Annotated in this window: 21 protein-coding genes; 12 read left to right on the top strand and 9 right to left on the bottom strand. The window is 61.0% G+C overall.

Going from position 1 to position 23,032, the window contains the following annotated elements:
- Positions 1-287 precede the first annotated feature (287 nt).
- The 8 genes from fdhA to AB1462_RS16690 form a co-directional block, all read right to left on the bottom strand.
- Positions 288-1,487 carry a formaldehyde dehydrogenase, glutathione-independent gene (gene fdhA, locus AB1462_RS16655; protein WP_090401752.1) on the bottom strand — a complete coding sequence of 400 codons (1,200 nt, stop codon included), beginning with the start codon at positions 1,485-1,487 and terminating at the stop codon, positions 288-290.
- 121 nt (positions 1,488-1,608) lie between these two features.
- Positions 1,609-2,466 (bottom strand): formyltetrahydrofolate deformylase, encoded by an 858-nt coding sequence (purU, locus tag AB1462_RS16660; protein WP_032883972.1) that lies wholly within the window; start codon positions 2,464-2,466, stop codon positions 1,609-1,611.
- A 168-nt stretch (positions 2,467-2,634) separates the two neighbouring features.
- Positions 2,635-3,267, bottom strand: coding sequence for a sarcosine oxidase subunit gamma (locus tag AB1462_RS16665; RefSeq protein WP_090401751.1), 633 nt, complete (start codon positions 3,265-3,267; stop codon positions 2,635-2,637).
- Positions 3,268-3,396: 129 nt separating this feature from the next.
- Positions 3,397-6,414, bottom strand: coding sequence for a sarcosine oxidase subunit alpha (locus AB1462_RS16670; RefSeq protein WP_259193951.1), 3,018 nt, complete (start codon positions 6,412-6,414; stop codon positions 3,397-3,399).
- Positions 6,411-6,713 carry a sarcosine oxidase subunit delta gene (locus tag AB1462_RS16675; RefSeq protein ID WP_090401749.1) on the bottom strand — a complete coding sequence of 101 codons (303 nt, stop codon included), beginning with the start codon at positions 6,711-6,713 and terminating at the stop codon, positions 6,411-6,413. Before AB1462_RS16675 ends, AB1462_RS16670 begins: the two co-directional genes overlap by 4 nt.
- A 15-nt stretch (positions 6,714-6,728) precedes the next feature.
- The gene (locus AB1462_RS16680) at positions 6,729-7,979 is read right to left on the bottom strand and encodes a sarcosine oxidase subunit beta (RefSeq protein WP_010207084.1); all 1,251 of its coding nucleotides are present in this window, start codon (positions 7,977-7,979) and stop codon (positions 6,729-6,731) included.
- A 22-nt stretch (positions 7,980-8,001) separates the two neighbouring features.
- Positions 8,002-9,255, bottom strand: a complete 1,254-nt coding sequence (gene glyA / locus AB1462_RS16685) for a serine hydroxymethyltransferase (protein WP_090401748.1) — start codon at positions 9,253-9,255, stop codon at positions 8,002-8,004.
- 153 nt (positions 9,256-9,408) lie between these two features.
- A complete protein-coding gene (locus AB1462_RS16690; RefSeq protein ID WP_315335244.1) occupies positions 9,409-10,137 on the bottom strand; it encodes a TraX family protein in 729 nt (242 codons plus the stop codon).
- A 90-nt stretch (positions 10,138-10,227) separates the two neighbouring features.
- Here AB1462_RS16690 and AB1462_RS16695 point away from each other — a divergent pair, with 90 nt between their 5' ends.
- Positions 10,228-11,268: a low specificity L-threonine aldolase gene (locus AB1462_RS16695; protein ID WP_167656264.1), complete on the top strand. Its 1,041-nt coding sequence runs from the start codon at positions 10,228-10,230 to the stop codon at positions 11,266-11,268.
- A gap of 86 nt (positions 11,269-11,354) precedes the next feature.
- Here AB1462_RS16695 and gbcB read toward each other — a convergent pair whose 3' ends face one another.
- Positions 11,355-12,455 carry a glycine-betaine demethylase subunit GbcB gene (gbcB, locus tag AB1462_RS16700; protein WP_090401745.1) on the bottom strand — a complete coding sequence of 367 codons (1,101 nt, stop codon included), beginning with the start codon at positions 12,453-12,455 and terminating at the stop codon, positions 11,355-11,357.
- A 283-nt stretch (positions 12,456-12,738) separates the two neighbouring features.
- Between gbcB and gbcA the strand changes: the two genes are divergently transcribed.
- The 11 genes from gbcA to AB1462_RS16755 all read left to right on the top strand — a co-directional run bounded on the left by gbcA (position 12,739) and on the right by AB1462_RS16755 (position 23,028).
- Positions 12,739-14,034 carry a glycine-betaine demethylase subunit GbcA gene (gene gbcA / locus AB1462_RS16705; protein WP_090401743.1) on the top strand — a complete coding sequence of 432 codons (1,296 nt, stop codon included), beginning with the start codon at positions 12,739-12,741 and terminating at the stop codon, positions 14,032-14,034.
- A gap of 884 nt (positions 14,035-14,918) precedes the next feature.
- Positions 14,919-15,413, top strand: coding sequence for a prepilin-type N-terminal cleavage/methylation domain-containing protein (locus AB1462_RS16710; RefSeq protein ID WP_090409862.1), 495 nt, complete (start codon positions 14,919-14,921; stop codon positions 15,411-15,413).
- Positions 15,388-15,768, top strand: coding sequence for a type II secretion system protein (locus AB1462_RS16715; protein WP_090401742.1), 381 nt, complete (start codon positions 15,388-15,390; stop codon positions 15,766-15,768). The genes AB1462_RS16710 and AB1462_RS16715 overlap by 26 nt, the downstream gene beginning before the upstream one ends.
- Positions 15,755-16,261 (top strand): type II secretion system protein, encoded by a 507-nt coding sequence (locus tag AB1462_RS16720; RefSeq protein WP_186731534.1) that lies wholly within the window; start codon positions 15,755-15,757, stop codon positions 16,259-16,261. Before AB1462_RS16715 ends, AB1462_RS16720 begins: the two co-directional genes overlap by 14 nt.
- Positions 16,262-16,333: 72 nt before the next feature.
- Positions 16,334-17,833: a lytic polysaccharide monooxygenase gene (locus AB1462_RS16725; RefSeq protein WP_315335246.1), complete on the top strand. Its 1,500-nt coding sequence runs from the start codon at positions 16,334-16,336 to the stop codon at positions 17,831-17,833.
- A 209-nt stretch (positions 17,834-18,042) separates the two neighbouring features.
- A complete protein-coding gene (gspG, locus tag AB1462_RS16730; protein ID WP_090401740.1) occupies positions 18,043-18,474 on the top strand; it encodes a type II secretion system major pseudopilin GspG in 432 nt (143 codons plus the stop codon).
- A gap of 6 nt (positions 18,475-18,480) precedes the next feature.
- Complete coding sequence (locus AB1462_RS16735) at positions 18,481-18,945, top strand: transglycosylase SLT domain-containing protein (protein ID WP_090401739.1); 465 nt, start codon at positions 18,481-18,483, stop codon at positions 18,943-18,945.
- Positions 18,942-20,126, top strand: a complete 1,185-nt coding sequence (locus AB1462_RS16740; RefSeq protein ID WP_367247380.1) for a type II secretion system F family protein — start codon at positions 18,942-18,944, stop codon at positions 20,124-20,126. Before AB1462_RS16735 ends, AB1462_RS16740 begins: the two co-directional genes overlap by 4 nt.
- Before the next feature lie 4 nt (positions 20,127-20,130).
- Positions 20,131-21,768: a GspE/PulE family protein gene (locus AB1462_RS16745; protein ID WP_090401737.1), complete on the top strand. Its 1,638-nt coding sequence runs from the start codon at positions 20,131-20,133 to the stop codon at positions 21,766-21,768.
- Entirely contained in the window at positions 21,749-22,474 is a 726-nt protein-coding gene (locus AB1462_RS16750) for a hypothetical protein (RefSeq protein ID WP_367247382.1), read from the top strand. The genes AB1462_RS16745 and AB1462_RS16750 overlap by 20 nt, the downstream gene beginning before the upstream one ends.
- Positions 22,471-23,028, top strand: a complete 558-nt coding sequence (locus AB1462_RS16755; protein WP_090401735.1) for a hypothetical protein — start codon at positions 22,471-22,473, stop codon at positions 23,026-23,028. Before AB1462_RS16750 ends, AB1462_RS16755 begins: the two co-directional genes overlap by 4 nt.
- Positions 23,029-23,032: the final 4 nt, after the last annotated feature.

A 23,032-nucleotide genomic window follows, 5' to 3' on the forward strand; every position in this document is an offset into this window, starting at 1 on the left:
ACATACATCGTGGGGACTCGACATACTCTGCGCCGTTTGCCCTTTGAGGGTAGACACGTGCGCCTATATGTCGTGGCCACGGTTATTCTTCTGCCAAAATTATTTCAATGGAGAAACCTGATACTCACGGAGGATGTTGAAAAGATCCCAAGACGCCTCAGATGCTGGATGGTTATACCCTCACTCATTACCCATCTATCAGCACTGACGATGTTTATCAGTTGGCTGTTAATAAAAGCCTGATCTCTATAAAACAAGGGCGACTCTAAGTCGCCCTTATCTATCACCTACGCCGCACTGAACAACTTATGCGGATCAATCACAAACTTCTTCGGCACGCCCGCATCGAACTCGCCATACCCACGCGGTGCATCGTCCAGGCTGATCACCTGCACACCGACGATATCGGCAATGTTGATACGGTCCCACATGATCGCCTGCATCAGTTGGCGGTTGTACTTCATCACTGGCGTTTGCCCAGTGTGGAAGCTGTGGGACTTGGCCCAGCCCAGGCCGAAGCGAATGCTCAGGCTGCCCATTTTCGCGGCGGCATCCACAGCACCTGGATCTTCGGTGACGTACAGGCCGGGGATACCGATCTTGCCCGCCACACGCACCACGCCCATCAGTGAGTTGAGCACCGTAGCCGGGGCTTCGGCCTTGACGCCGTCGTGACCGTGGCCGCGTGCTTCGAAGCCCACGCAGTCAACGGCGCTGTCCACTTCGGGCTCGCCGAGCAACGCGGCGATTTGTTCGTGCAGGGGGGTGTCGGTGGACAGGTCGGCAATTTCGAAACCTTGGGCCTTGGCGTGAGCCAGACGGATCGGGTTGACGTCGCCGATGATCACCACCGCAGCGCCGAGCAGGCGTGCAGACGCAGCCGCCGCCAGGCCGACAGGACCGGCACCGGCGATGTAGACGGTGCTGCCAGGGCCAACGCCGGCAGTGACGGCGCCGTGGTAGCCGGTGGGGAGAATGTCGGAGAGGCAGGTCAGGTCACGGATTTTCTCCATGGCCTTGTCACGGTCCGGCAGTTTCAGCAGGTTGAAGTCGGCGTACGGCACCAGCACGTACTCGGCCTGGCCGCCGGTCCAGTCACCCATGTCGACATAGCCGTAGGCGCCGCCGGCACGGGCCGGGTTGACGGTGAGGCACACGCCGGTGTGTTGTTCCTTGCAGGAGCGGCAGCGGCCGCAGGCGACGTTGAACGGTACCGAGACCAGATCGCCGATCTTCAGGTTTTCGACGTCGCTGCCCTTCTCGATCACTTCACCGGTGATCTCGTGACCGAGCACCAGGCCGGTCTGGGCGGTAGTGCGGCCGCGCACCATGTGTTGGTCGGAGCCGCAGATGTTGGTGGAGACCACGCGCAGGATGACGCCGTGCTCAATCTTCCTGCCACGGGGGTCCTGCATTTTGGGATAGTCGATTTTCTGTACTTCGACCTTGCCGTTGCCGAGATACACGACACCACGATTACCAGACATGTCAGTCACCTCTATATTTATCGTTGTTGAGAGAGTGGAGTGAGCTTCAAGCGGCAAGCTACAAGCCGCAAGAAGTGTGCAGTACCGCTTTTTCTTGCGGCTTGAAGCTTGCAACTTGCCACTAAAGAACGACCGTCCTGTTAGCGTTCAAGAACACACGTCTTTCGATGTGATACCCCACCGCCCGAGCCAATGTCAGCCCTTCGATGTCCCGCCCCTTGGCAATCAAATCCTCGGGATAGTGACTGTGATCCACCACCTCCACACCTTGGGCGATGATCGGGCCTTCGTCCAGGTCGTTATTGATGTAATGCGCCGTGGCGCCGACCAATTTCACCCCCTTGTTGTACGCCTGGTGATACGGCTTGGCGCCCTTGAACCCCGGCAGCAACGAGTGGTGGATATTGATGGCCTTGCCGTCCAGCTTGCGACACAGCTCCGGCGACAGCACTTGCATGTAGCGCGCAAGGATCACCAGTTCGGCGCCGGTCTCTTCAATCACTTGCCACACCTGACGCTCCTGGGACGGTTTGTCGTTAGGGTCGAGGGGGAAATGGTAGTAGGGAATTTGATGCCAGTCGGCCAAAGGTTTGAGATCGGGATGGTTGGACACCACTGCGACCACGTCCATCGACAGCTGACCGATACGCTGGCGGTACAGCAGGTCGTTGAGGCAGTGATCGGCCTTGGAGACCATGATCACCACTTTTGGCCGGTAGTTCGGCGCCGTCAGTTCGAAGATCATGCCAAAGGCTTCACCGCGCGTGGCCAGGCCATCGCGAAAAGCCTGCTCGTCGAAGCCGTCCGGCTGACGGAATTCCACGCGAATAAAAAACCGGCCCGAGAGGCGGTCATCGAACGAGTGGTGCTCGGTGACGTAGCAGCCCTGTTCGAACAGGTAGCGGGTAACCGCGTCCACCGTGCCGAGCACGCTGGGGCAGTCGGCGGTCAAAATCCATGTATCGGGTGCGCGGCTCATACTGGAATCCTCAGGCCCTTGTGGCGAGGGGGCTTGTCCCCCGTTGAGCTGCGAAGCAGCTCCAAAACCCGCCACTCGGTTATTGCAGAAAAAATGCGCTGACCTTATTGGGACCGCTGCGCGCTCCAACGGGGGGCAAGCCCCCTCGCCACAAAAGCGCCCACTCGATCAGGCTTGAACGCTCAGGCCAAATTCGGCCGAGGCGTCCTGCAACCACAACCACCAGTAATCCGAGAAGCTGCGACGAATCACCAGCTCCCAGGTGTCTTCAGCGGTGTGGCGGATCACCAGTTGCGACTTAGCGAACACCGTGCCCACCGCCTTGCCCACCGGGAAGTTGTTGGGGTGCACGTCATAGCTGGTGGACTTCATCAGCACGTCGCGCACATTCGGGCCGCTCAGCTCAAGGATCTGCTGGCCGCCGCTGACGTTGACGACCTGGATATGCAGGTCCCCCAGCGCGGCGCGCAGGTTTTGTTCGGCGGCGAATTCCTCACCGCTTGGCACGATCAGCAACCACTCATCCGGGCCGAGCCATTGCAGGCTGGTTTCGCCTTTGACGATGACCTGCAGGGCGCCGGGCAATTCGATGCCCAGCGCCTTGTGGACGCCAGCGGCAAACGCTGCATCGTGGCCATCGCCACGAAGGGTCAGGTGGCCGAGGAGTTTCTTTTCACGCACGGTCACACCGGCGTTCTTGCGGCCCTTGCCGACCAGGCTGGCGAGGTCGGCGTGGTGCAGCGAGGACTCGGCCTTGGCGCCGGTGGTGGGGCGTTGTTGGTAAACATTGGCTGCTGTCATAAAGCACCTGTTTGAATTCTGTGGTGACTGTTCTGGCCTCATCGGGAGCAAGCCCCCTCCCACATTTGAAGGTATTCACACATCAAAATGTGGGAGGGGGCTTGCTCCCGATGGCCGCGCCGCGGTCTATCAGATGTTCTGCCGATCACCCTTAGGATCAAAGAACACCGAAGACACAATCTCCGCTTCGATCACGCTGCCATCGGCCTGGGGCGAGAACACCCGTTCGCCGATGCGCTTCAAGCCGCCCTTGACCACGCCCATGGCAAACGAATAGCCCAGCGAGTTATGCGCGTAGCTCGAGGTGACATGGCCGACCATCTTCATCGGGATCGTCTGCTTCGGATCGAACACCAGTTGCGCGCCTTCCGGCAGCCACACGGTCGGGTCGATCGGCTTCAAGCCCACCAGCTGCTTGCGTTCTTCGCGCACGCAGTCTTCCCGGTTCATGCCGCGCCAGCCGATCCACGAGAACGGTTTGGTGCGGCCTACGCACCAGCCCATGTTCAGGTCGTCCGGGGTCATCGAGCCGTCGGTGTCCTGGCCGACGATGATGAAGCCCTTCTCGGCCCGCAGTACGTGCATGGTCTCGGTGCCGTACGGGGTCAGGTTGTACTTCTTGCCAGCCGCGACGATCTGTTCGAGCACGCCCATGGCGTAGTCGGCCTGCACGTTGACTTCGTACGACAGCTCACCGGTAAACGAGATACGGAACACCCGCGCCGGTACGCCGCCCACCAGGCCTTCTTTCCAGGTCATGAACGGGAAGCCGTCCTTGTCCAGGTCGATGTCGGTGACTTCGGCCAGCAGCTTGCGGCTGTTGGGGCCGGACAGGGTCATGGTCGCCCAATGATCGGTGACCGAGGTGAAGTACACCTTGAGGTCCGGCCATTCGGTCTGTTGATAGATTTCCAGCCACTGCAGCACGCGCGCGGCGCCGCCGGTGGTGGTGGTCATCAGGAAGTGGTTGTCGGCGAGACAGGCGGTGACGCCGTCGTCGAAGACCATGCCGTCTTCCTTGCACATCAGGCCGTAGCGCGCCTTGCCCACGTCGAGCTTGGTCCAGGCGTTGGTGTAGATGCGGTTGAGGAACTCACGCGCATCCGGGCCCTGGATGTCGATCTTGCCGAGGGTGGACGCATCCAGCAGGCCGACGCTGTCGCGCACGGCCAGGCATTCGCGTTTCACCGCAGCGTGCAGGTCTTCACCGTTGCGCGGGAAGTACCACGGACGTTTCCACTGGCCGACGTCTTCAAACTCGGCACCGTTTTTAACGTGCCAGGCTTGCAGCGCGGTGTAGCGCACCGGCTCGAAGATGTGCCCACAGTGCCGGCCCGCTACCGCGCCGAAGGTCACCGGCGTGTAGTTGGGACGGAACATGGTGGTGCCCATCTGCGGGATGGTCACGTTCAGCGAGCGCGCGGCAATTGCCAGGCCGTTGACGTTACCGAGCTTGCCCTGGTCGGTGCCGAAGCCCAGCGCGGTGTAGCGTTTGACGTGTTCAACCGACTCGAAACCTTCGCGGGTGGCGAGCTCGATGGCGGCGGCGGTGACGTCGTTTTGCAGGTCGACAAATTGCTTCGGCGCCCGTGCGGTAGCTTTCTCGTGAGGCACTTGGAACAGCGCCAGGGTCGGCTCTTCCAGACGGCTCAAGGCTTTTGGCAGCGTACCTTCCACCGGGGCAAAACCGGCTTCGCTGGCCGCGCGTACGCCGCCTTCAAAACCATCCGCCAGGGAATCGCCGAGGCCGTAGACACCGTTGATGCCGCCGACGCACACACGTTTCTGCGGTGCTTCGCCCGGTACAAAACCGAGGATGTCTTCGCGCCAGGTCGGCTTGCCGCCCAGGTGCGAGGCCAAGTGGACCACCGGGCTGTAGCCGCCGGAACTGGCCACCAGGTCGCAGTCCAGCCACTCGCCAGGGCTGGTGACTTTATGCGCCTTGACGTCAATCGCGGCGATACGCGCAGCGGTCACGCGCTTGGTGCCACGAGCCTCGATCACCGCGCTGCCGGTGAGGATACGAATACCTTTGGCGCGGGCTTCTTCAACCAATGCACCGCGTGGGTTGTGGCGCACATCGGCCACCGCCACGACTTGCAGGCCGGCGTCGAGCCAGTCCAGTGCCACGCGGTAGGCGTGGTCGTTGTTGGTCGACAGCACCAGTTTCTTGCCCGGTGCCACACCGTAGCGGCGCACGTAGGTGGACACCGCACCCGCGAGCATATTGCCCGGCACGTCGTTGTTGCCGTACACCAGCGGACGCTCGCAAGCACCGGTCGCCAGGACCACACGCTGGGCACGCACGCGGTGGATACGCTGGCGCACCACGCCAATCGGCGCACGGTCACCCAGGTGATCGGTGAGGCGCTCGTGAATGGTCAGGAAGTTATGGTCGTGGTAGCCGTTGACGGTGGCGCGGGGCAGCAGCACCACGTCCGGCAGCGCTTTGAGTTCGGCGATGACGCTGGCGACCCATTCAGTAGCCGGCTTGCCGTCGAGGCTTTCACGGGAGTCGAGCAAGGAGCCGCCAAACTCTTCCTGTTCATCGGCGATGATCACGCGCGCACCGCTGCGTGCTGCGGCCAGTGCGGCAGCGAGGCCGGCAGGGCCTGCGCCCACTACCAACACGTCGCAGTGACGGTTGAAGTTGTCGTAGGTGTCCGGGTCGTTCTCGGTCGGCGAGCGACCCAGGCCTGCGGCCTTGCGGATGTACTTCTCGTAGGTCATCCAGAACGATTGCGGGTACATGAAGGTTTTGTAGTAGAAACCCGGCGGCATCAGCTTGCCGCCGACCTTGCCGAGAATGCCCATCATGTCGTTGTTGACGCTCGGCCAGCCGTTGGTGCTGGTGGCGACCAAGCCTTGGTACAACGCCTGTTGAGTGGCGCGCACGTTGGGAATCTGGGTGGCTTCGGTGGCGCCGATCTGCAGCACCGCGTTCGGCTCTTCGGCGCCGGCAGCAAAGATGCCGCGTGGGCGCGAGTACTTGAAGCTGCGGCCGATGATGTCGACACCGTTGGCCAGCAATGCAGCGGCCAGGGTGTCGCCTTCGAAGCCTTTGTAGCTCTGGCCGTTGAAGCTGAAGGTCAGGACTTTGTTACGGTCGATGCGGCCACCGTTGGACAGGCGATTGATCTGGCTCATACCTTCTCTCCAGAAGCCTTGGCGGTGAATTGCGGCTTGGTGCCAATCTTGTAGGTTTCAAGAATTTCGTAGGTCACGGTGTCGCGCGTGGCGTTGAAATACTGGCGGCAACCGGCGGCGTGAATCCACAATTCGTGGTGCAGGCCGCGCGGGTTGTCGCGGAAGAACATGTAGTCGCCCCACTGCTCGTCGGTGCAGGCATTCGGGTCCAGCGGGCGCGGGATGTGCGCTTGGCCGGACGCGTGGAATTCCTCTTCGGAGCGCAGTTCGCCACAGTGAGGACAGAAGATATGCAACATAGGGAATTTCTCCTGTTAGTGGGCGACGGCCGCAGCGCCGTGTTCGTCGATCAACGCACCGTTGTGGAAACGGTCGATGGAGAAAGGTGCCGCCAACGGGTGCATTTCACCCTTGGCCAGGCTGGCAGCAAACACGTTGCCTGAGCCCGGCGTGGCCTTGAAGCCACCGGTACCCCAACCGCAGTTGAAGAACATGTTCGGCACCGGGGTCTTGGAGATGATCGGGCAGGCGTCCGGCGTGGTGTCGACGATGCCGCCCCACTGACGGTTCATGCGCACCCGCGACAGCACCGGGAACATCTCGACGATGGCCTGGATGGTGTGTTCGATCACCGGGTACGAGCCGCGCTGGCCATAGCCGTTGTAGCCGTCGATACCGGCGCCGATCACCAGGTCGCCCTTGTCGGACTGGCTGATGTAGCCGTGCACGGCGTTAGACATGATCACGCTGTCGATAATCGGCTTGATCGGCTCCGACACCAACGCTTGCAGCGGGTGGGATTCGATCGGCAGGCGGAAACCGGCGAGCGAAGCCATGTGACCGGAGTTACCCGCCGTCACCACACCGACGCGCTTGGCGCCGATAAAGCCCTTGTTGGTTTCCACACCGATGCACACGCCGTTTTCCTTGCGGAAACCAATCACTTCGGTCTGCTGGATCAAGTCCACGCCGAGTGCGTCGGCGGCACGGGCAAAGCCCCAGGCTACGGCATCGTGACGGGCCACGCCGCCGCGCCGTTGCACGGTGGCGCCGAGGACCGGGTAGCGGGTGTTTTTCGAGCAATCCAGGTACGGAATCTCGTCGGCCACTTGCTTGGCATTCAGCAACTCGCCGTCCACGCCGTTGAGGCGGTTGGCGCTGACGCGACGCTCGGAGTCACGAATGTCTTGCAGGGTGTGGCACAGGTTGTAGACGCCACGCTGGGAGAACATCACGTTGTAGTTGAGGTCCTGGGACAGGCCTTCCCACAGTTTCATCGCGTGCTCGTACAGGTGCGCCGACTCGTCCCAGAGGTAGTTGGAGCGCACGATGGTGGTGTTGCGCGCGGTGTTACCGCCGCCCAGCCAGCCTTTCTCGACCACGGCCACGTTGGTGATGCCGTGCTCCTTGGCCAGGTAATAGGCGGTTGCCAGACCATGCCCGCCGCCGCCGACGATGACCACGTCGTAGACCTTCTTGGGGGTCGGCGTGCGCCACATCTTCTGCCAGTTTTCGTGGTGGCTGAGTGAGTGCTTGAAAAGGCCGAAGCCCGAGTAGCGTTGCATAGTCATTACTCCAAAACCGCGCTCAGCGATAAACCGGGAAATCAGCGCACAGGGCAGACACGTGCTTGGCCACGTTGGCCTCGACATCGGCGTCGCCGAGGTTGTCGAGGATGTCGCAGATCCAACCGGCCAGCTCGATGCACTGCGGCACTTTGAAACCGCGCGTGGTCACCGCCGGGGTGCCGATACGCAGGCCCGAGGTCACGAACGGCGACTGCGGGTCATTCGGCACGGCGTTCTTGTTGACGGTGATGTGGGCGCGACCGAGGGCGGCATCCGCTTCTTTGCCGGTGAGGCCCTGACGGATCAGGCTGACCAGGAACAGGTGGTTATCGGTGCCGCCGGACACTACATCGTAGCCGCGTTTGATAAACACGCTGGCCATGGCCTGGGCGTTGTCGATCACTTGTTGCTGGTAGGCCTTGAAGCCTGGCTCCTGAGCTTCCTTGAAGCACACGGCCTTGCCAGCGATCACATGCATCAGCGGGCCGCCCTGGGCGCCAGGGAATACGGCTGCGTTGAGTTTCTTTTCAATCTCTTCGTTGGCCTTGGCCAGGATCAAGCCGCCACGTGGACCACGCAGGGTCTTATGGGTAGTGGTGGTGACCACGTCGGCGTACGGCAGAGGGTTCGGGTACAGGCCAGCGGCGACCAGGCCGGCGACGTGGGCCATGTCGACAAACAGCAGCGCACCGACCTTGTCGGCGATCGCGCGAAAGCGTGGGAAATCCAGGGTCTTGGAGTACGCGGAGAAGCCGGCCACGACCATCTTCGGCTTGTGCTCCACGGCCAGACGCTCGACTTCGTCATAGTCGATCAGGCCGGTGTCGGTGTTGATGCCGTATTGCACCGCGTTGTACAGCTTGCCCGAGGACGACACTTTGGCGCCGTGGGTCAGGTGACCGCCGTGGGCCAGGCTCATGCCGAGGATGGTGTCGCCGGCGTTCAACAGTGCCAGGTACACCGCGCTGTTGGCGGAGGAACCGGAGTGCGGTTGCACGTTGGCGTAGTCGGCGCCGAACAGCTGCTTGGCGCGCTCGATGGCCAGGGCCTCGACCTTGTCCACGTGCTCGCAGCCACCGTAGTAGCGCTTGCCCGGGTAGCCTTCGGCGTATTTATTGGTGAGGCCGCTGCCCTGGGCTTCCATCACGCGCTTGCTGGTGTAGTTCTCCGACGCGATCAGCTCGATATGATCTTCCTGACGCTGCTCCTCGGCATTCATGGCCGCCAGCAGTGCGTCGTCATATCCCTGGATCTGGTCTTGTTTGCTGAACATCGCGTCTCTCCCAGCCTTTCGTATTGTTGAGGCCCGTGCAGGGCCCTTTGATGCGATGGTAGGGCCGGCGCAGGCAGGTCAAATGCCTACGGACGCCACGCAAAGGTGCGTTTACGACATTGCCGGAACAACACCGAATAAATGTGGGAGGGGTTAGGCGATGATGTGGCGCAGGAGTAGCAGCAGGAGGAAGTGCATGGGATACAGGGCATACGCCCAGCGGCGCATGGCTGGTGGCCCAGCGCTTTTTGCATGTCGCAACAAGACCCTACCGAGCAATGGCGCAATCAGGCAGGTCGCCAACCCCAACAGCGCCACCGGCGTGCCGCTATTGAGCAGGATTTGCCATTGATTGGCGGCCACGCAGACCAATCCCGGCAACACACTGAAATACCAAGGCCGACGAAACACCAGCAGCATCGCCAATGGCAGCAATACACCAAAGAAACCGAACATTAAGTGGGATGAAAACAAAGCCGCTATCGTGACGGCGATCAACGCCAATCCTCGATCAATAAACGCCTTCTGCTGCCAACCTCGGGCAACCAGCAGACCCAGCGCCAAGGTGGGCAGCACGTTCAACGTATCGGCATCCTCGATAAACAGCCGATACGGCACTTCGCTGATCACACTGAACAGCAACAGCCAGCCCAGGTAACGCCACTGGCCGCTCACCGGTAGGTTTCGGGCCCGGTGCAGATTCGCCGCAATCGCCAGGCAAAACCACGGGAACGCCAGGCGCCCCGGCACATACAGGCCATCGAGGTTCAGACCGACATAGCGCAGGTGGTCGAGCACCATGCTCAGCAGCGCCAGCCACTTGAGCAAATCCAAAGCGCCATCACGGACGCGTCCGACAGCCATCGTTTCAGAACCGTGCATAATTCCCCAGTGACTTTGCATTTACAGTGCGTGCGCACGCCCGACAATCTTGGTTAAAGTGCGCACCAACATCGACCACAGGAATGGGCCATGACCGACAAGAGCCAACAATTCGCCAGTGACAACTATTCGGGCATTTGCCCGGAAGCCTGGGCCGCCATGGAACAAGCCAACCAGGGTCATCAACGCGCCTACGGTGATGATGAATGGACCCACCGCGCCGCCGACGGTTTCCGCAACCTGTTCGAAACCGACTGCGAAGTGTTCTTCGCCTTCAACGGTACGGCCGCCAACTCCCTGGCGCTGTCCTCCTTGTGCCAGAGCTACCATAGCGTGATTTGCTCGGAAACCGCCCACGTCGAGACCGACGAATGCGGCGCGCCGGAGTTTTTCTCCAACGGCTCCAAGCTGCTCACCGCCCGGACCGAGAACGGCAAGCTGACCCCGGAATCGATCCGCGAGATCGCCCTCAAGCGCCAAGACATTCATTACCCCAAACCCCGCGTAGTGACCCTGACTCAAGCCACCGAAGTCGGCAGCGTCTACACCCCGGAAGAAATCCGGGCGATCAGCGTCACCTGCAAGGAACTGGGCCTGAACCTGCACATGGACGGCGCACGCTTCTCCAACGCCTGCGCATTCCTCGGCTGCTCACCGGCGGACCTGACCTGGAAAGCCGGGGTGGACGTACTGTGCTTTGGCGGCACCAAGAACGGCATGGCCGTGGGTGAAGCAATCCTGTTCTTCAACCGCGCGCTGGCCGAAGACTTCGACTACCGCTGCAAACAGGCCGGCCAACTGGCCTCGAAGATGCGCTTCCTGTCCGCCCCGTGGGTAGGCCTGCTGGAAAACGACGCCTGGCTCAAACATGCGCGCCACGCCAACCACTGCGCACAATTGCTCAGCAGCCTGGTGGCGGACATTCCGGGAGTGGAGCTGATGTTCCCGGTGCAAGCCAACGGCGTGTTCCTGCAACTGTCGGAACCGGCGATTGCCGCGCTGACGGCCAAGGGCTGGCGCTTCTACACCTTCATCGGCAAAGGCGGCGCGCGGTTCATGTGCGCGTGGGATACCGACGAAGAGCGCGTGCGGGAATTGGCAGCAGATATCCGCGAAGTCATGGGTGCCTGACAATGACTCACTGATGTACATAAAACAAATGTGGGAGGGGGCAAGCCCCCTCCCACATTTGGATTGTGTTGTGCCTGCTTGAGCAATCAGAAATCGATGCGCACATCACCCTTCGGCACACTGCAGCACGAGAGGATATAGCCTTCGGCTTCGTCTTCCTCGGTGATCCCGCCGTTGTGCTCCATCTCCACCTCCCCGCCCAGCTTCATCACCTTGCACGTTCCGCAAATGCCCATGCCGCAGGCTTTCGGGATCATCAGCCCAAGCTTGGCCGCCGCCGCGTGGACGGTCTCGCCCGGCGCGACGCGAATGCTCTTGCCGGAGGCAAGGAACTCCACCTGATGCAAATCCGCCAGGTCGATTTCCGGTGCATCGGCGGCCTGTTCGGCCTGCTCCACCGCATCGGCGCGGGCTTCCGGTGGCGTGGCCCCGAAGGATTCCTCGTGGTACCGCGCCATGTCGAAACCGGCCGCCTCCAGCAGGCGCTTCACCGCATTCATATACGGCGTAGGGCCGCAGCAGAACACTTCACGCTCAAGGAAGTCGGGCACCATCAGTTCGAGCATCTTGTGATTCAAGTAGCCGCGATAACCCGCCCAAGGCTCACCCAGGCCGTGCTTCTCGCAGATCAGGTGCAGGCTGAAGTTGTCGATCCGCGACGCCATATGCTCCAGCTCGCGGTGGTAGATGATGTCTTTGGGCGAACGGGCGCTGTGGATAAACGTCATGTCGACGTTGGCATTGGTGTCGTAGAACCAGCGGGCCATGGACATCACCGGCGTAATACCGACGCCGCCGCTGAGGTACAACACTTTCGGGCTCGGGAAGTCGATGGCGTTGAACAGCCCGACCGGCCCGTGCACCGCCAACTCCTGCCCTTCATGCAGTGTGTCGTGCAGCCAGTTGGACACCTTGCCGCCCGGCACGCGCTTAATGGTCACCGAGAAGCTGTAGGGCACCGACGGCGAACTGGAAATGGTGTACGAGCGCATGATCGGCTGACCGTCGATTTCCAGCTCCAGGGTGACGAACTGCCCCGGCTTGAAAAAGAACAGGATCGGCTGGTCGGCCATAAAGCAGAAGGTGCGCACGTCCCAGGTTTCCTGGATGACTTTGACGCAACGGACGATGTGCCGACCATTGGCCCAGGTCTGGGTGGTTACCGGATTCAGGAAGCTGTTGGACATGCTGTTCTCCACCGCCGATAGTCGGCCTTATGGTGGCGATTCTGCGTAACGCGAGAACCGCCCATTTACCTATCTGCGACATTCACATACTTATCGCGACCAGCCCCCATACCACGGGGGTTGCGCGTCGGGAACAGAGTGGGCCATGTCGCTCATGGATAAGGTTCCGTGCATCAGCAGCCCCACACTCGCTCCCAACAACGACGCTTTCTTTACGCCTTGCACTGCAACAACCGTAGCCACTATTCGCCGGCCACACAGAATGGCCATGAGGACACACACGATGGACGTCACCGCAACCTTAAGCTTGGGCGATCCGCTGGAACCCGCACGCAAGGCCACCGCGCAAATGCTGCAAGAGCGCGAGCGCACCTTTTCGCTGCCGCAGCCGTTTTACTCTGACGAGCGGCTGTTTGATATCGACATGCAGGAGATCTTCCAGAAAGAGTGGTTGATCGCCGGCATGACCTGCGAAATCCCCACCAAGGGCAACTACCTGACCCTGCAAGTGGGCAAGAACCCGATCATCGTGATCCGTGGCGCCGAAGGCGTGGTGCATGCGTTCCATAACGTGTGTCGCCACCGGGGTTCGCGCCTGTGCACCAGCGACAAGGGCAAGGTCGCCAAACTGGTGTGCCACTACCACCAGTGGACCTACGAGCTGGACGGGCGCCTGCTGTTTGCCGGCACCGAGATGGGCGCCGACTTCGACATGAAGCAGTACGGCCTCAAACCGGTGAACGTGAAGACCGCCGGCGGCTACATCTTCATCAGCCTGGCCGAGAACCCGCCGGCCATCGATGATTTCCTGTCGACGCTGACCCACTACATGGAACCGTACGACATGGAGAACACCAAGGTGGCGGTGCAAACCACCTTGATGGAAAAAGCCAACTGGAAACTGGTGCTGGAAAACAACCGCGAGTGCTACCACTGCAACGCATCGCACCCCGAGTTGTTGAAAACCCTGCTGGAGTGGGACGACGTCACCGACCCACGCGCCGACCAGGCCTTCAAGGACCACGTGGCCGCTTCCGCTGCCGCCTGGGACGCCGAGAAGATCCCTTACGCCCACGCCAGCTTCGGCCTGCGTAACCGTATCGTGCGCATGCCGCTGCTCAAGGGCACCGTGTCGATGACCCTGGACGGCAAGCAGGGCTGCAAAAAACTCATGGGCCGCATCAAGAACCCGGACCTGGGCTCGATGCGCATCCTGCACCTGCCGCACTCGTGGAACCACTGCATGGGCGACCACATCATCGTGTTCACGGTGTGGCCGATCAGCGCCCAGGAAACCATGGTCACCACCAAGTGGCTGGTGCACAAGGACGCCGTGGAAGGCGTGGACTACGACGTGGAGCGCATGCGCCAGGTGTGGGACGCCACCAACGACCAGGACCGTCGCCTGGCCGAAGAAAACCAGCGCGGCATCAACTCCACCGCTTACCAGCCAGGGCCGTACTCCAAGACCTATGAGTTCGGCGTGGTGAACTTTGTGGACTGGTACAGCGAGCGCATGTTGAACAACCTCGGTGCAGCGCCGGCGCCTTACCTCAAGGGTGTGGCCGCCCACGAGTAATTGAAGCCACTTATTGCGTAGCAGCTGTCGAGCCCCGGCGAGACTGCGTTTGCGGCCTGCCTGACTCACCGCTGACGCAGCCTCGCCGGGGCTCGTCAGCTGCTACGGATTTGCGCGGTGTTGGATAACACGGTATCTACTCCCACCCTCTCTACTGATCAAAACTTAATCAAATCTGCTGTAGACCCCTCGCAGCCTGCCCTCCAGCCTTTACCCAACAACTTATCCACAAAGCCACCCACAGCAATTGTGGGCAACTCTGCTATCCAATCAAAATTAATTGAAGAAAATCCGTGACTTATTCAAGTTGACGGTTCCCGCGACGCATTGATCATTTATTGATCAAAACCTTACAGGCCACGTAATTCATGACCTGTAGCGGTACGCAAACACCTTATCCACAGAACCGCCAACAGACTTTGGGGGCAACTTCTGCGACGCTGTGGAAAACCGTGCCAAACCTTCATAAACCGAGGGTTTCAGCCGCATTATTCGGTTTCAGGGGCAATTTGATCAATAAACAACCAAGCGATTGAAAGCCTTTATTTATAAGGCTTGTAGCGGATAGCAAACATCTTATCCACAGAAGCGCCAACAGACTTTGGGGGCAAGTCCAACCGTTGCTTCAAGCTTATCCACATAAAAAAGTACCAAAAAACCGTGACTTAGCTTGATCAATTTTCATACAGCGACTTGCAGGCGTTGATTCACGGGCCTTGTGGACACCCACGAACACCTTATCCACAGCTGCGCTCACAGTGTTTGTGGGTAACCACGCAGCCTGTACAAAAAACACTCTGCATCTACACTCACCCTTGCAGTCAATTCCATGGCCTGGGTTAACGCGGAAGTCCTTGGCAGCCTGATCGGGAGGTAGAACGGTGATATGGCAGGGCAAGCCCAGCCATCACTGCGCCAAAGGTTTTACGCTGATTGAATTGCTACTGACGCTGGCCCTGCTGGCCACGCTTGCGACAGTGGCTTATCCGCTGACAGCATTGATGGGTAAACGTGATCGAGAACTGGACCTGCAACGTTCGTTGCGGGAAATCCGGCGTGCGATCGATGCCTACAAAGACGCCAGTGACGATGGCCGCATTGAAAAGAGCATCACTGACAGCGGTTATCCCCCCTCCCTGCATGTATTGGTCGAGGGGGTGACGGACAAGACCAACCTTCAGGGCAACAAACTCTATTTCCTACGCCGCATTCCCCGCGATCCCGTGTGCGAGTGCCCTGAACGTGCGCCCGCAGAGACCTGGCAGCTGCGCAGCTACAAAAGCACTGCGGATAATCCACAAGAGGGAGAAGATGTATTTGACGTTTCATCCCGAAGCACCCGGGAGAGTTTGAATGGAACGTTATACAGCCAGTGGTAATCGGGGTTTCACCCTGATCGAGTTGCTGGTGGTCATGGCCATCATTGCCACGCTCATGACGCTGGTCACCCCCCAATACTTTCGCCAGCACGCCAAGGCCCAGGAAACCGTGCTGCGCCATAACCTGTCCTCCATTCGCCAGGCCCTGGACCAATACCGCGAAGACCACGGCACCAATCCCGAGTCCCTGCAAGCCTTGGTCGACCGCCGCTACCTGCGCGAAATCCCCGTGGACCCACTGACCGGCCAGCGCGACACCTGGCAACTGCAACCTTCCGACGAACAAGGCCTGGGCGACGTACGCAGCGGCGCTTCCGGCACCGATACGAACGGGAGTGCCTATGCCGACTGGTAAACGCCCCCAGCAGGGTTCGGTGTTCATGGGCATGTTGGTGACGGTGGCCGTGGTGGCCGTGATGTTGATGGAAGTCGGCACCCTGTGGTCCAGCGTGCTGCAGCGCGAACGCGAGTTGGAACTGCTGGCGCGGGGCAATCAAATCCGCCGGGCAATCGGCTTGTACTACGCCGCCGGCAACACCTACCCCAAGTCCCTCGCAGACCTGGAGCTCGACCGTCGCCAACCGACCGTCAAGCGCTACCTGCGCCGTGCCTATGCAGACCCGCTGACCGGCAGCGCCGAGTGGGGCATGGTAGCCGGGCCCGGCGAAACCATCATGGGCGTGTTCAGCACGGCCAAGGGCACGCCATTCAAACAAGGCAACTTTTCAGTCATCAATCAGAGCTTTACAGGACAAGGCAGTTATCAAGGGTGGGTGTTTCTGTTTGGCCCTGGGCAGAACAACCCTGCAACCCGCGTCACTCCCATGGGAGATCAACTGACCCGATGACGCTCACACACTCGACACACTGATCGTTCCAGCCGTTCGGAACTTGTTTATCTGAATTAAGGTGGATCAAGCATGAGTAACTTACAGCGTTTAACGAAATGGTTGTTGGCGGCGGTGTTGTTGGCACCGACGCTGGTCATGGCCCACGGTGCAGTGGACAAGCCCATCGCACGGCAGGTCTATTGCAAGACGCTCCCGGATTTCTGGTCAGGGAGCCCCAGCGATAACGGCTGCGCGGCCTTGTCTGCAAAAAGTGGACAGTACCCAGGCCAGCAATGGAATGAAGTCGCGCATTTGATCAAGGCACCTGGTTACAACGATCCGGAGATCGTCAAAAGAGAAGTGCCCGACGGCCAACTGTGCTCGGCGGCCGACAGTAAGAAGGATGGCCTGAACATTGTCTCGGATGACTGGCACCGTACTGACGTAACACCCTCCAACGGCATGATGGACGTGCGCATCATCGGGACTGCCCCGCACGTTCCCAGTTTTGTGAAGGTCTTTCTCACAAAACCGGGTTTTGACCCGACCAAGTCGCCGTTGACCTGGAACGACCTGACACTCATCCATTCCGAGCAGTTCAGCGTCGCACAAACCAACTGGGGCAACGATCCTCCCATCATTTCCGGCGCTTCCGGGTACTTCAAGTTCCCAGTGCCGATTCCTTCGACGCAAACGGGCAAAGCCACGCTGTTCGTGCAGTGGCAGCGTATCGATCCAGCGGGTGAAGGGTTCTATAACTGCAGCGACATCAACCTCATCGGTGCCGGGATTCCGGAGCAGTGGGTCAATCTTGGCCAATTCATCGACTCGATCATGGACACCCTCAAAGCGGGTGACTCGGTCCACTTCCGCATCCTCGATAACTCACCGGCGGCCAAGGAAGTGGTGGACATCACCCTGCCGATCACCGCGAACAACCTGGCCCCAAACATCTGGGGCAAGCAACTGGCGGATCAGATCCCTCCTGGCATCGCCAAAATCGGGGAGAAAGACGGCAACAACATTGTGTTCAATACAACGGACCCCCAAGCCAATTCGGTATTCGTATCGGTCAATGGTTACTCCAAAGCCATGGCGATCATCGCCGGCGGCGAAACCCCGGTGAACCCCGCGCCACCGGTTGCCCGTATCACCGGCCCTACCTCCTTGAACTCGGGGCAAGCCTTTACATTCAGTGGCGCGCGATCAACTGGAGCCAATGGACACCTGCTCTTTCAATGGAGTATCCCCGGACTTGAGGGCCCACAAAACGGTAATACCGCCAGCGGCCGAGCCTACAAGGTCACTCAGCCCACACCCTTGAAGGCACGCTTGAATGTTCGCGACCAGCAAAATGGCAAAACCGACCAAGCGGAGTTTGACTTCACGGTGGTGCCGGACAGCGGCGGTGAAGAGTATCCGGCCTACAAGGAGGGCACGCCGTATAAAGCCGGGGACACCGTGAGCAACCGCGGCAAGAACTACCGCTGCAAACCGCATCCGTTCACCGCCTGGTGCGCCGGCGCGGCATGGGCCTATGCACCGGGGACCGGCACCGCGTGGGACCAGGCCTGGGAAGAGGTGCAATGAGCCCTAGGGCATATGCACGAACTCGATAACCCCAAGAGCCAAACGTTATAGGGCGCCTCACGGCGCCTTATATCGAGCAACGCTACAGTTGAAGATGTACTTGAATTGAAAAGGTTCTAACGCAGTCCTACCGGCGGTGCCCGCTTAACAACGGGCCGGGAGAGTTATACACAACCGCCGTACCTTGGCACTCCCAACAGGGTATCTCCATGCGCGCACATTCATTTACCCACGCCCCATACCGTGGCTTCACGCTGCTGGAGCTGCTGGTCGTCCTGCTGATCATTGCCCTGCTCGCCGGCTATGTCGGCCCGAAGATGTTCGATCGCCTGGAGCTGGCCAAGGTGCAAACCGCCCAGGGCCAAATGAAATCCCTGGCCGATGCCCTGAACCAGTACCGCCTGGACAGCGGCAACTACCCCGACGAAACACTCGGCCTGAATGCACTCACGACACGTCCCGCCAATGCCGGCAATTGGCAGGGGCCGTACCTCAAGTCATTACCACCAGACCCTTGGGGCAACCCTTACCTTTTCAAGAACCCCGGCACACCGCCCAACGACGCAGAAATCATCTCCCTGGGCCGCGATGGCAAGGCCGGCGGAGAGAATACCTACGCCGACATCGTGTACGGGCTGTGACCGACCATGCAGCCGCTGCGGATGGCCCTCGCCTTGCTGTTCTTCACGGGCATCGCCCAGGCCGACTGCTGGCAGTTGGCAGCCAGTCGCTATCATGTCGACCCGCTGTTGCTGTATGCCATTGCCAAGGTCGAATCCGGCCTCGACCCCCGCGCCCGTAACCTCAACAGCGATGGCAGCCAGGACATCGGCCTGATGCAAATCAACAGCCGCCACTTGCCCGCACTGGCCCGGTTCGGCATCACCGAACAGCACTTGATCACCCAGCCCTGCACCAGCGTCATGGTGGGTGCGTGGATTCTCGCCGGCTTTATCCGCGAACAGGGTTATGGCTGGCAGGCCGTGGGCGCTTATAACGCCGGGGCCAAGCCAGACCGGGAAACACGGCGCTCACGCTACGCCCTGGCAGTGTGGCGTTACTACGGTGCGTTGTTGCAGCAGCGCCAGCAACTGGCCAGGCAAACACCATGATCGACATCGACGCCCGCATCATCCGCGACGGCCATTTACAGACCCTGCGCCTGCGAGCCCTCGACGTCGCCCAGGCGCGCCAGCAACTGCAGGCCGACGGCGCCCAGGTCATCTCGCTGAAAGCCCGCCGCCCACTCACACTGCCCCGTCGCCGCAGCACGTTCGCACTGGGCCTGTTCATCCAGGAACTGGTGGTGCTGCTCGACGCCGGCCTGGTGCTGGTGGAAGCGGTGGAAACCCTGCGCGACAAGGCTCCCGCAGGTATCAACCGCCAGGTCATGAGCGATCTGCTCGCGTCTATGTACGAAGGCCATTCACTGTCCAAGGCGATGCAGCTCAAGCCGCAGACCTTTCCTTCACTGTTGATTGCCACCGTGGCGTCCTCGGAACACAGCGGCCAATTGGCCGTGGCCCTGCGCCGTTATCATCATTTTGAAACGCATCTGGAAACCGTGAAAAAGCGCGTCAGCGGCGCCCTGATGTACCCCTTGGTGGTGCTCAGCGTTGGCGCGTTGATCCTGCTGTTCCTGCTGTTTTTCGTGATTCCGCGCTTCGCCTCGGTGTTCGACGCAGTCACCGACCTGCCGGCCACCGCACGCTTCATGGTGTGGTGGGGCGCGCTGGTGGACGCGCGTGGCATGGAGTTGCTGATCGGCCTGGTGCTGGCGATTGCCGTACTGGTGCTGTTGTTGCGCAGCGCCGCTTTCAAGCGCCGCATCGCCCATCTGTTCTGGAAGATCCCCAGCCTGGGCGCCCAGCGCACGCTGTTTATCCTCGCGCGCTTTTACCGCACGGCCGGCATGTTGTTGATGGGCGGCATGCCGGTGGTGACCGCGGTGCAGCTGTCCGGTGCGTTGCTGCCCGTGGAGCGCCAAAACGATCTGCGCCGAGCCATAACCGATATCCAGGCCGGTCAGCCACTGTCCACCGCCCTCGCCCGCCATCAATTGACCACCGCTGTCGCCGAACGCCTGCTGCGTGTGGGCGAGCAAAGCGGTGAGTTAGCGGCCATGTGCGAGCGCATCGCGCAGTTTCACGATGAAGCGCTGGAGCGCGCCATCGAACTGTTCAGCAAGGTCTTCGAGCCGCTGTTGATGCTGGTGGTAGGCGGGCTGATCGGCTTGATCGTATTCATGCTGTACATGCCGATTTTCGAACTGGCAGGTTCCATCCAGGGGTAGCGCGATGAGCGAACAGACACGGCAATGGCAAGCGCTTGCGGCACAACGGGGCATGAGCTTGTCCAACTACCTGTTGGAGGTGCTGGACAAGGCGCCCGACCAATTACCCACGATCGCCCAGCCCTTGGGCCTGCTCGCCATCGCCCCGGAAAACCTCGGTGAAGACTGGCGTTTCGATCTGCTGCCACTGCCCCAGGCGCTGATCCATAACGTGCTGCCTGTGGATAACCACGGCCAGCCGTGCCTGGTACTGGGAGACCCTTTCACCTTGGCCAGCCGGCACTGGCTGCAGTCCTCCAAGACCTTGCGCCAACTGCCCCTGGCCATGAGCCTGCCCGGCGCGGTCAAGGCCCAGTTGACCCTGGCCGAAGCCAGCCAACGGGTGATGCAACCTTTCGGCGAGGACGACGAAAATGCCCGCGTCGGCCAGGTCGCCCAGGAAATTTCCCTGAGCAGCATCGCCCGCGACGACAACCCGGTGGTGCGCCTGGTCAACTCCATGCTGTTCGATGCCCTGCAAAGCCGCGCCAGCGATGTCCATGTGGAAACCACGCCCCAGGGCCTGGTGATCAAGTACCGCATCGACGGCGTGTTGCAGCAGATGGGCCAGGCCAGCGGGATGGACATGGCCGAGCAGGCGCTGTCGCGGATCAAGGTGTTGTCGGAGTTGGACATCGGCGAGCGACGGGTCCCCCAGGACGGGCGTTTCAAGATGAAAATCCAGGCTCGCGAGGTGGACTTTCGTGTGTCGATCATGCCCAGCATCCACGGTGAAGACGCGGTGCTGCGGATTCTCGACAAATCCCAGCGCGGCGAATCCCTGAGCCTGGAAACCCTGGGTTTGAACGCCGATACCATCGCGCGCATCCGTGTGTTGGCCAGCGAACCCTATGGCATGTTGCTGGTGACCGGCCCCACCGGCAGCGGCAAATCCACCACGCTGTATGCCGCCCTGTCGGAGACCAATACCGGCGAGAAAAAAATCATCACCATCGAAGACCCGGTGGAATACGAACTGCCCGGGGTCCTGCAAATCCCGGTGAACGACAAGAAGGGCCTGACCTTCGCCCGTGGCCTGCGCTCAATCCTGCGCCACGACCCGGACACCATCCTGGTGGGGGAAATCCGCGACGGTGAAACGGCCGGCATTGCGGTGCAAGCCGCGTTGACCGGGCACCTGGTGCTGTCGTCGGTGCACGCCAACAGCGCGTTCAGTGTGCTCGAGCGCTTTACCTATATGGACGTTGACCCGGCCAGCTTTGTCGAAGCCCTTAACGGCGTCGTCGCCCAGCGCCTGGTGCGGCGCATCTGCCCGGACTGCGGGGTAGATGCCGAGCCCGACCCCGACATCGCCCACCTCGCCCAACTCTCCGATGCCCAGCGCCAACAGGGCCACTACCGCGTAGGCAAAGGCTGCGAAGCCTGCCGCCACACCGGTTATCGCGGCCGGCTCGCCCTGGCCGAAGTGCTGACGCTGACCGACAGCATCAAGGAGGGCCTGCTCAACCGCAGTTCGGCCTCCACCCTGCGCGAACTGGCCCGTGAAGCCGGCCACGTGTTTATCCGCGATATCGCCCTGGCCCATGCCGCCCAGGGCGACACCACGCTCAAGGAGATCCACCGTGTCATTTCCCTTTATTGAGCATGTGGTGTGGCTGCACAGCGAGGGCGCCGAATGGGCCGCACGACCGCGCTGGCGTGACGCAACCGTCTGGCGTGCGCAACAGGCCGGCGAGCCATTGGGCGCCTGTGCCGAACTGCTGGAACAGGCGCCGCGCGGTCGCGTGGGGTTTCTGGACCGCGCCACGGTGCTGCTGGGCTTTCCCCATGTGCACTACCTGATGTTGGCGTGGCAAACGGGTTTGTACAGCCAGGCCGACTGGCAAGGTTTTGCCGAAGCGACCTTCAGCCAACAGGCGGGCATCGACCCCGAACAATGGCACGTGCAAGTCGCCAACAGCGCCTTTGGACATGAACGCCTTGCGGTAGCGACGTCACGGGACTTGCTGCAGGACCTGCGAGAGCTATTCAAACAGCACCACCTGCCGCTGGTGACATGCACGCCACTGCTGACGGCCGTGGCACAACGGTACTGGCAACAATTGAGCGACGACTGCGTGCTGGCGGTGCCCGAGCGGTGCGGTCTTAGCTGCCTTTACCGGCAGCAGGGTGTGGCTCATCAAGTGTGCGTGCTGCAAACCCCGCCCGACAGCCACTTGAGCGACAACCTGTTCGCCGCCGACCTGCTCGCGCAGCGGCACGCGGCGGCCACCTGGGTCGTCGCCAATCACCCCACTGAACATTGGCTGGGGCCGCTGCATCCCTGGTTGGGAGAACCGCCGGCATGATTGCTCGCCTGAAATCACGCCTCGCCGCTGCCTGGCAACAGCGACATGCGCCCGGCGTCGACTTCCTTCATCCCGACGCCCTCTCCCGGCCGCTGGTGAGCACGTTGTGGCTGGTCGCCGCAGGGCTTGCCTTCGTCACCTGGCAACACTGGCAGCGCATGGAGCATCAGCAACATCAGACCGACGTACTGGAGCAACGCTTCATCCAACTGACACGTCGCCAGGAGCAATTGATCCAGGCCGCGATTCGCTTGTCACCCCAGCAGAAACAACAACTGGCAGCCTTTTCCCGACAACGGGACACCCCCTTCGCGCTGATGGACGCCGTGGCCCAGGCCTGGGCCGGGGAAGTTGCGCTGACGCGCGTGGAGATCAACACCCAGGCCCAACTGATTCACCTGGAACTGGAGGCCAAGGTGCTGGGCGATGCCTTTCGATTTGTCGAACGGCTCGAGGCCCAGCCAGGGGTGCACGTGAACCTGCAGCAAAGCGCACGCAAGACCAATGACCCGCAACACCCGGTGCAGGTCAAACTCGCCGTTGGCGCAGGGTAGTCGC

This window comes from Pseudomonas sp. SB113 (assembly GCF_040754745.1).
In the GTDB taxonomy this organism is placed as follows: domain Bacteria; phylum Pseudomonadota; class Gammaproteobacteria; order Pseudomonadales; family Pseudomonadaceae; genus Aquipseudomonas; species Aquipseudomonas grimontii.

Coding starts and splice junctions, on each gene's coding strand:
- fdhA (WP_090401752.1), bottom strand. CDS start 1,487: ATGTCTGGTAATCGTGGTGTCGTGTATCTCGGCAACGGCAAGGTCGAA.
- purU (WP_032883972.1), bottom strand. CDS start 2,466: ATGAGCCGCGCACCCGATACATGGATTTTGACCGCCGACTGCCCCAGC.
- AB1462_RS16665 (WP_090401751.1), bottom strand. CDS start 3,267: ATGACAGCAGCCAATGTTTACCAACAACGCCCCACCACCGGCGCCAAG.
- AB1462_RS16670 (WP_259193951.1), bottom strand. CDS start 6,414: ATGAGCCAGATCAATCGCCTGTCCAACGGTGGCCGCATCGACCGTAAC.
- AB1462_RS16675 (WP_090401749.1), bottom strand. CDS start 6,713: ATGTTGCATATCTTCTGTCCTCACTGTGGCGAACTGCGCTCCGAAGAG.
- AB1462_RS16680 (WP_010207084.1), bottom strand. CDS start 7,979: ATGCAACGCTACTCGGGCTTCGGCCTTTTCAAGCACTCACTCAGCCAC.
- glyA (WP_090401748.1), bottom strand. CDS start 9,255: ATGTTCAGCAAACAAGACCAGATCCAGGGATATGACGACGCACTGCTG.
- AB1462_RS16690 (WP_315335244.1), bottom strand. CDS start 10,137: ATGCACGGTTCTGAAACGATGGCTGTCGGACGCGTCCGTGATGGCGCT.
- AB1462_RS16695 (WP_167656264.1), top strand. CDS start 10,228: ATGACCGACAAGAGCCAACAATTCGCCAGTGACAACTATTCGGGCATT.
- gbcB (WP_090401745.1), bottom strand. CDS start 12,455: ATGTCCAACAGCTTCCTGAATCCGGTAACCACCCAGACCTGGGCCAAT.
- gbcA (WP_090401743.1), top strand. CDS start 12,739: ATGGACGTCACCGCAACCTTAAGCTTGGGCGATCCGCTGGAACCCGCA.
- AB1462_RS16715 (WP_090401742.1), top strand. CDS start 15,388: ATGGAACGTTATACAGCCAGTGGTAATCGGGGTTTCACCCTGATCGAG.
- AB1462_RS16720 (WP_186731534.1), top strand. CDS start 15,755: ATGCCGACTGGTAAACGCCCCCAGCAGGGTTCGGTGTTCATGGGCATG.
- AB1462_RS16725 (WP_315335246.1), top strand. CDS start 16,334: ATGAGTAACTTACAGCGTTTAACGAAATGGTTGTTGGCGGCGGTGTTG.
- gspG (WP_090401740.1), top strand. CDS start 18,043: ATGCGCGCACATTCATTTACCCACGCCCCATACCGTGGCTTCACGCTG.
- AB1462_RS16735 (WP_090401739.1), top strand. CDS start 18,481: ATGCAGCCGCTGCGGATGGCCCTCGCCTTGCTGTTCTTCACGGGCATC.
- AB1462_RS16740 (WP_367247380.1), top strand. CDS start 18,942: ATGATCGACATCGACGCCCGCATCATCCGCGACGGCCATTTACAGACC.
- AB1462_RS16745 (WP_090401737.1), top strand. CDS start 20,131: ATGAGCGAACAGACACGGCAATGGCAAGCGCTTGCGGCACAACGGGGC.
- AB1462_RS16755 (WP_090401735.1), top strand. CDS start 22,471: ATGATTGCTCGCCTGAAATCACGCCTCGCCGCTGCCTGGCAACAGCGA.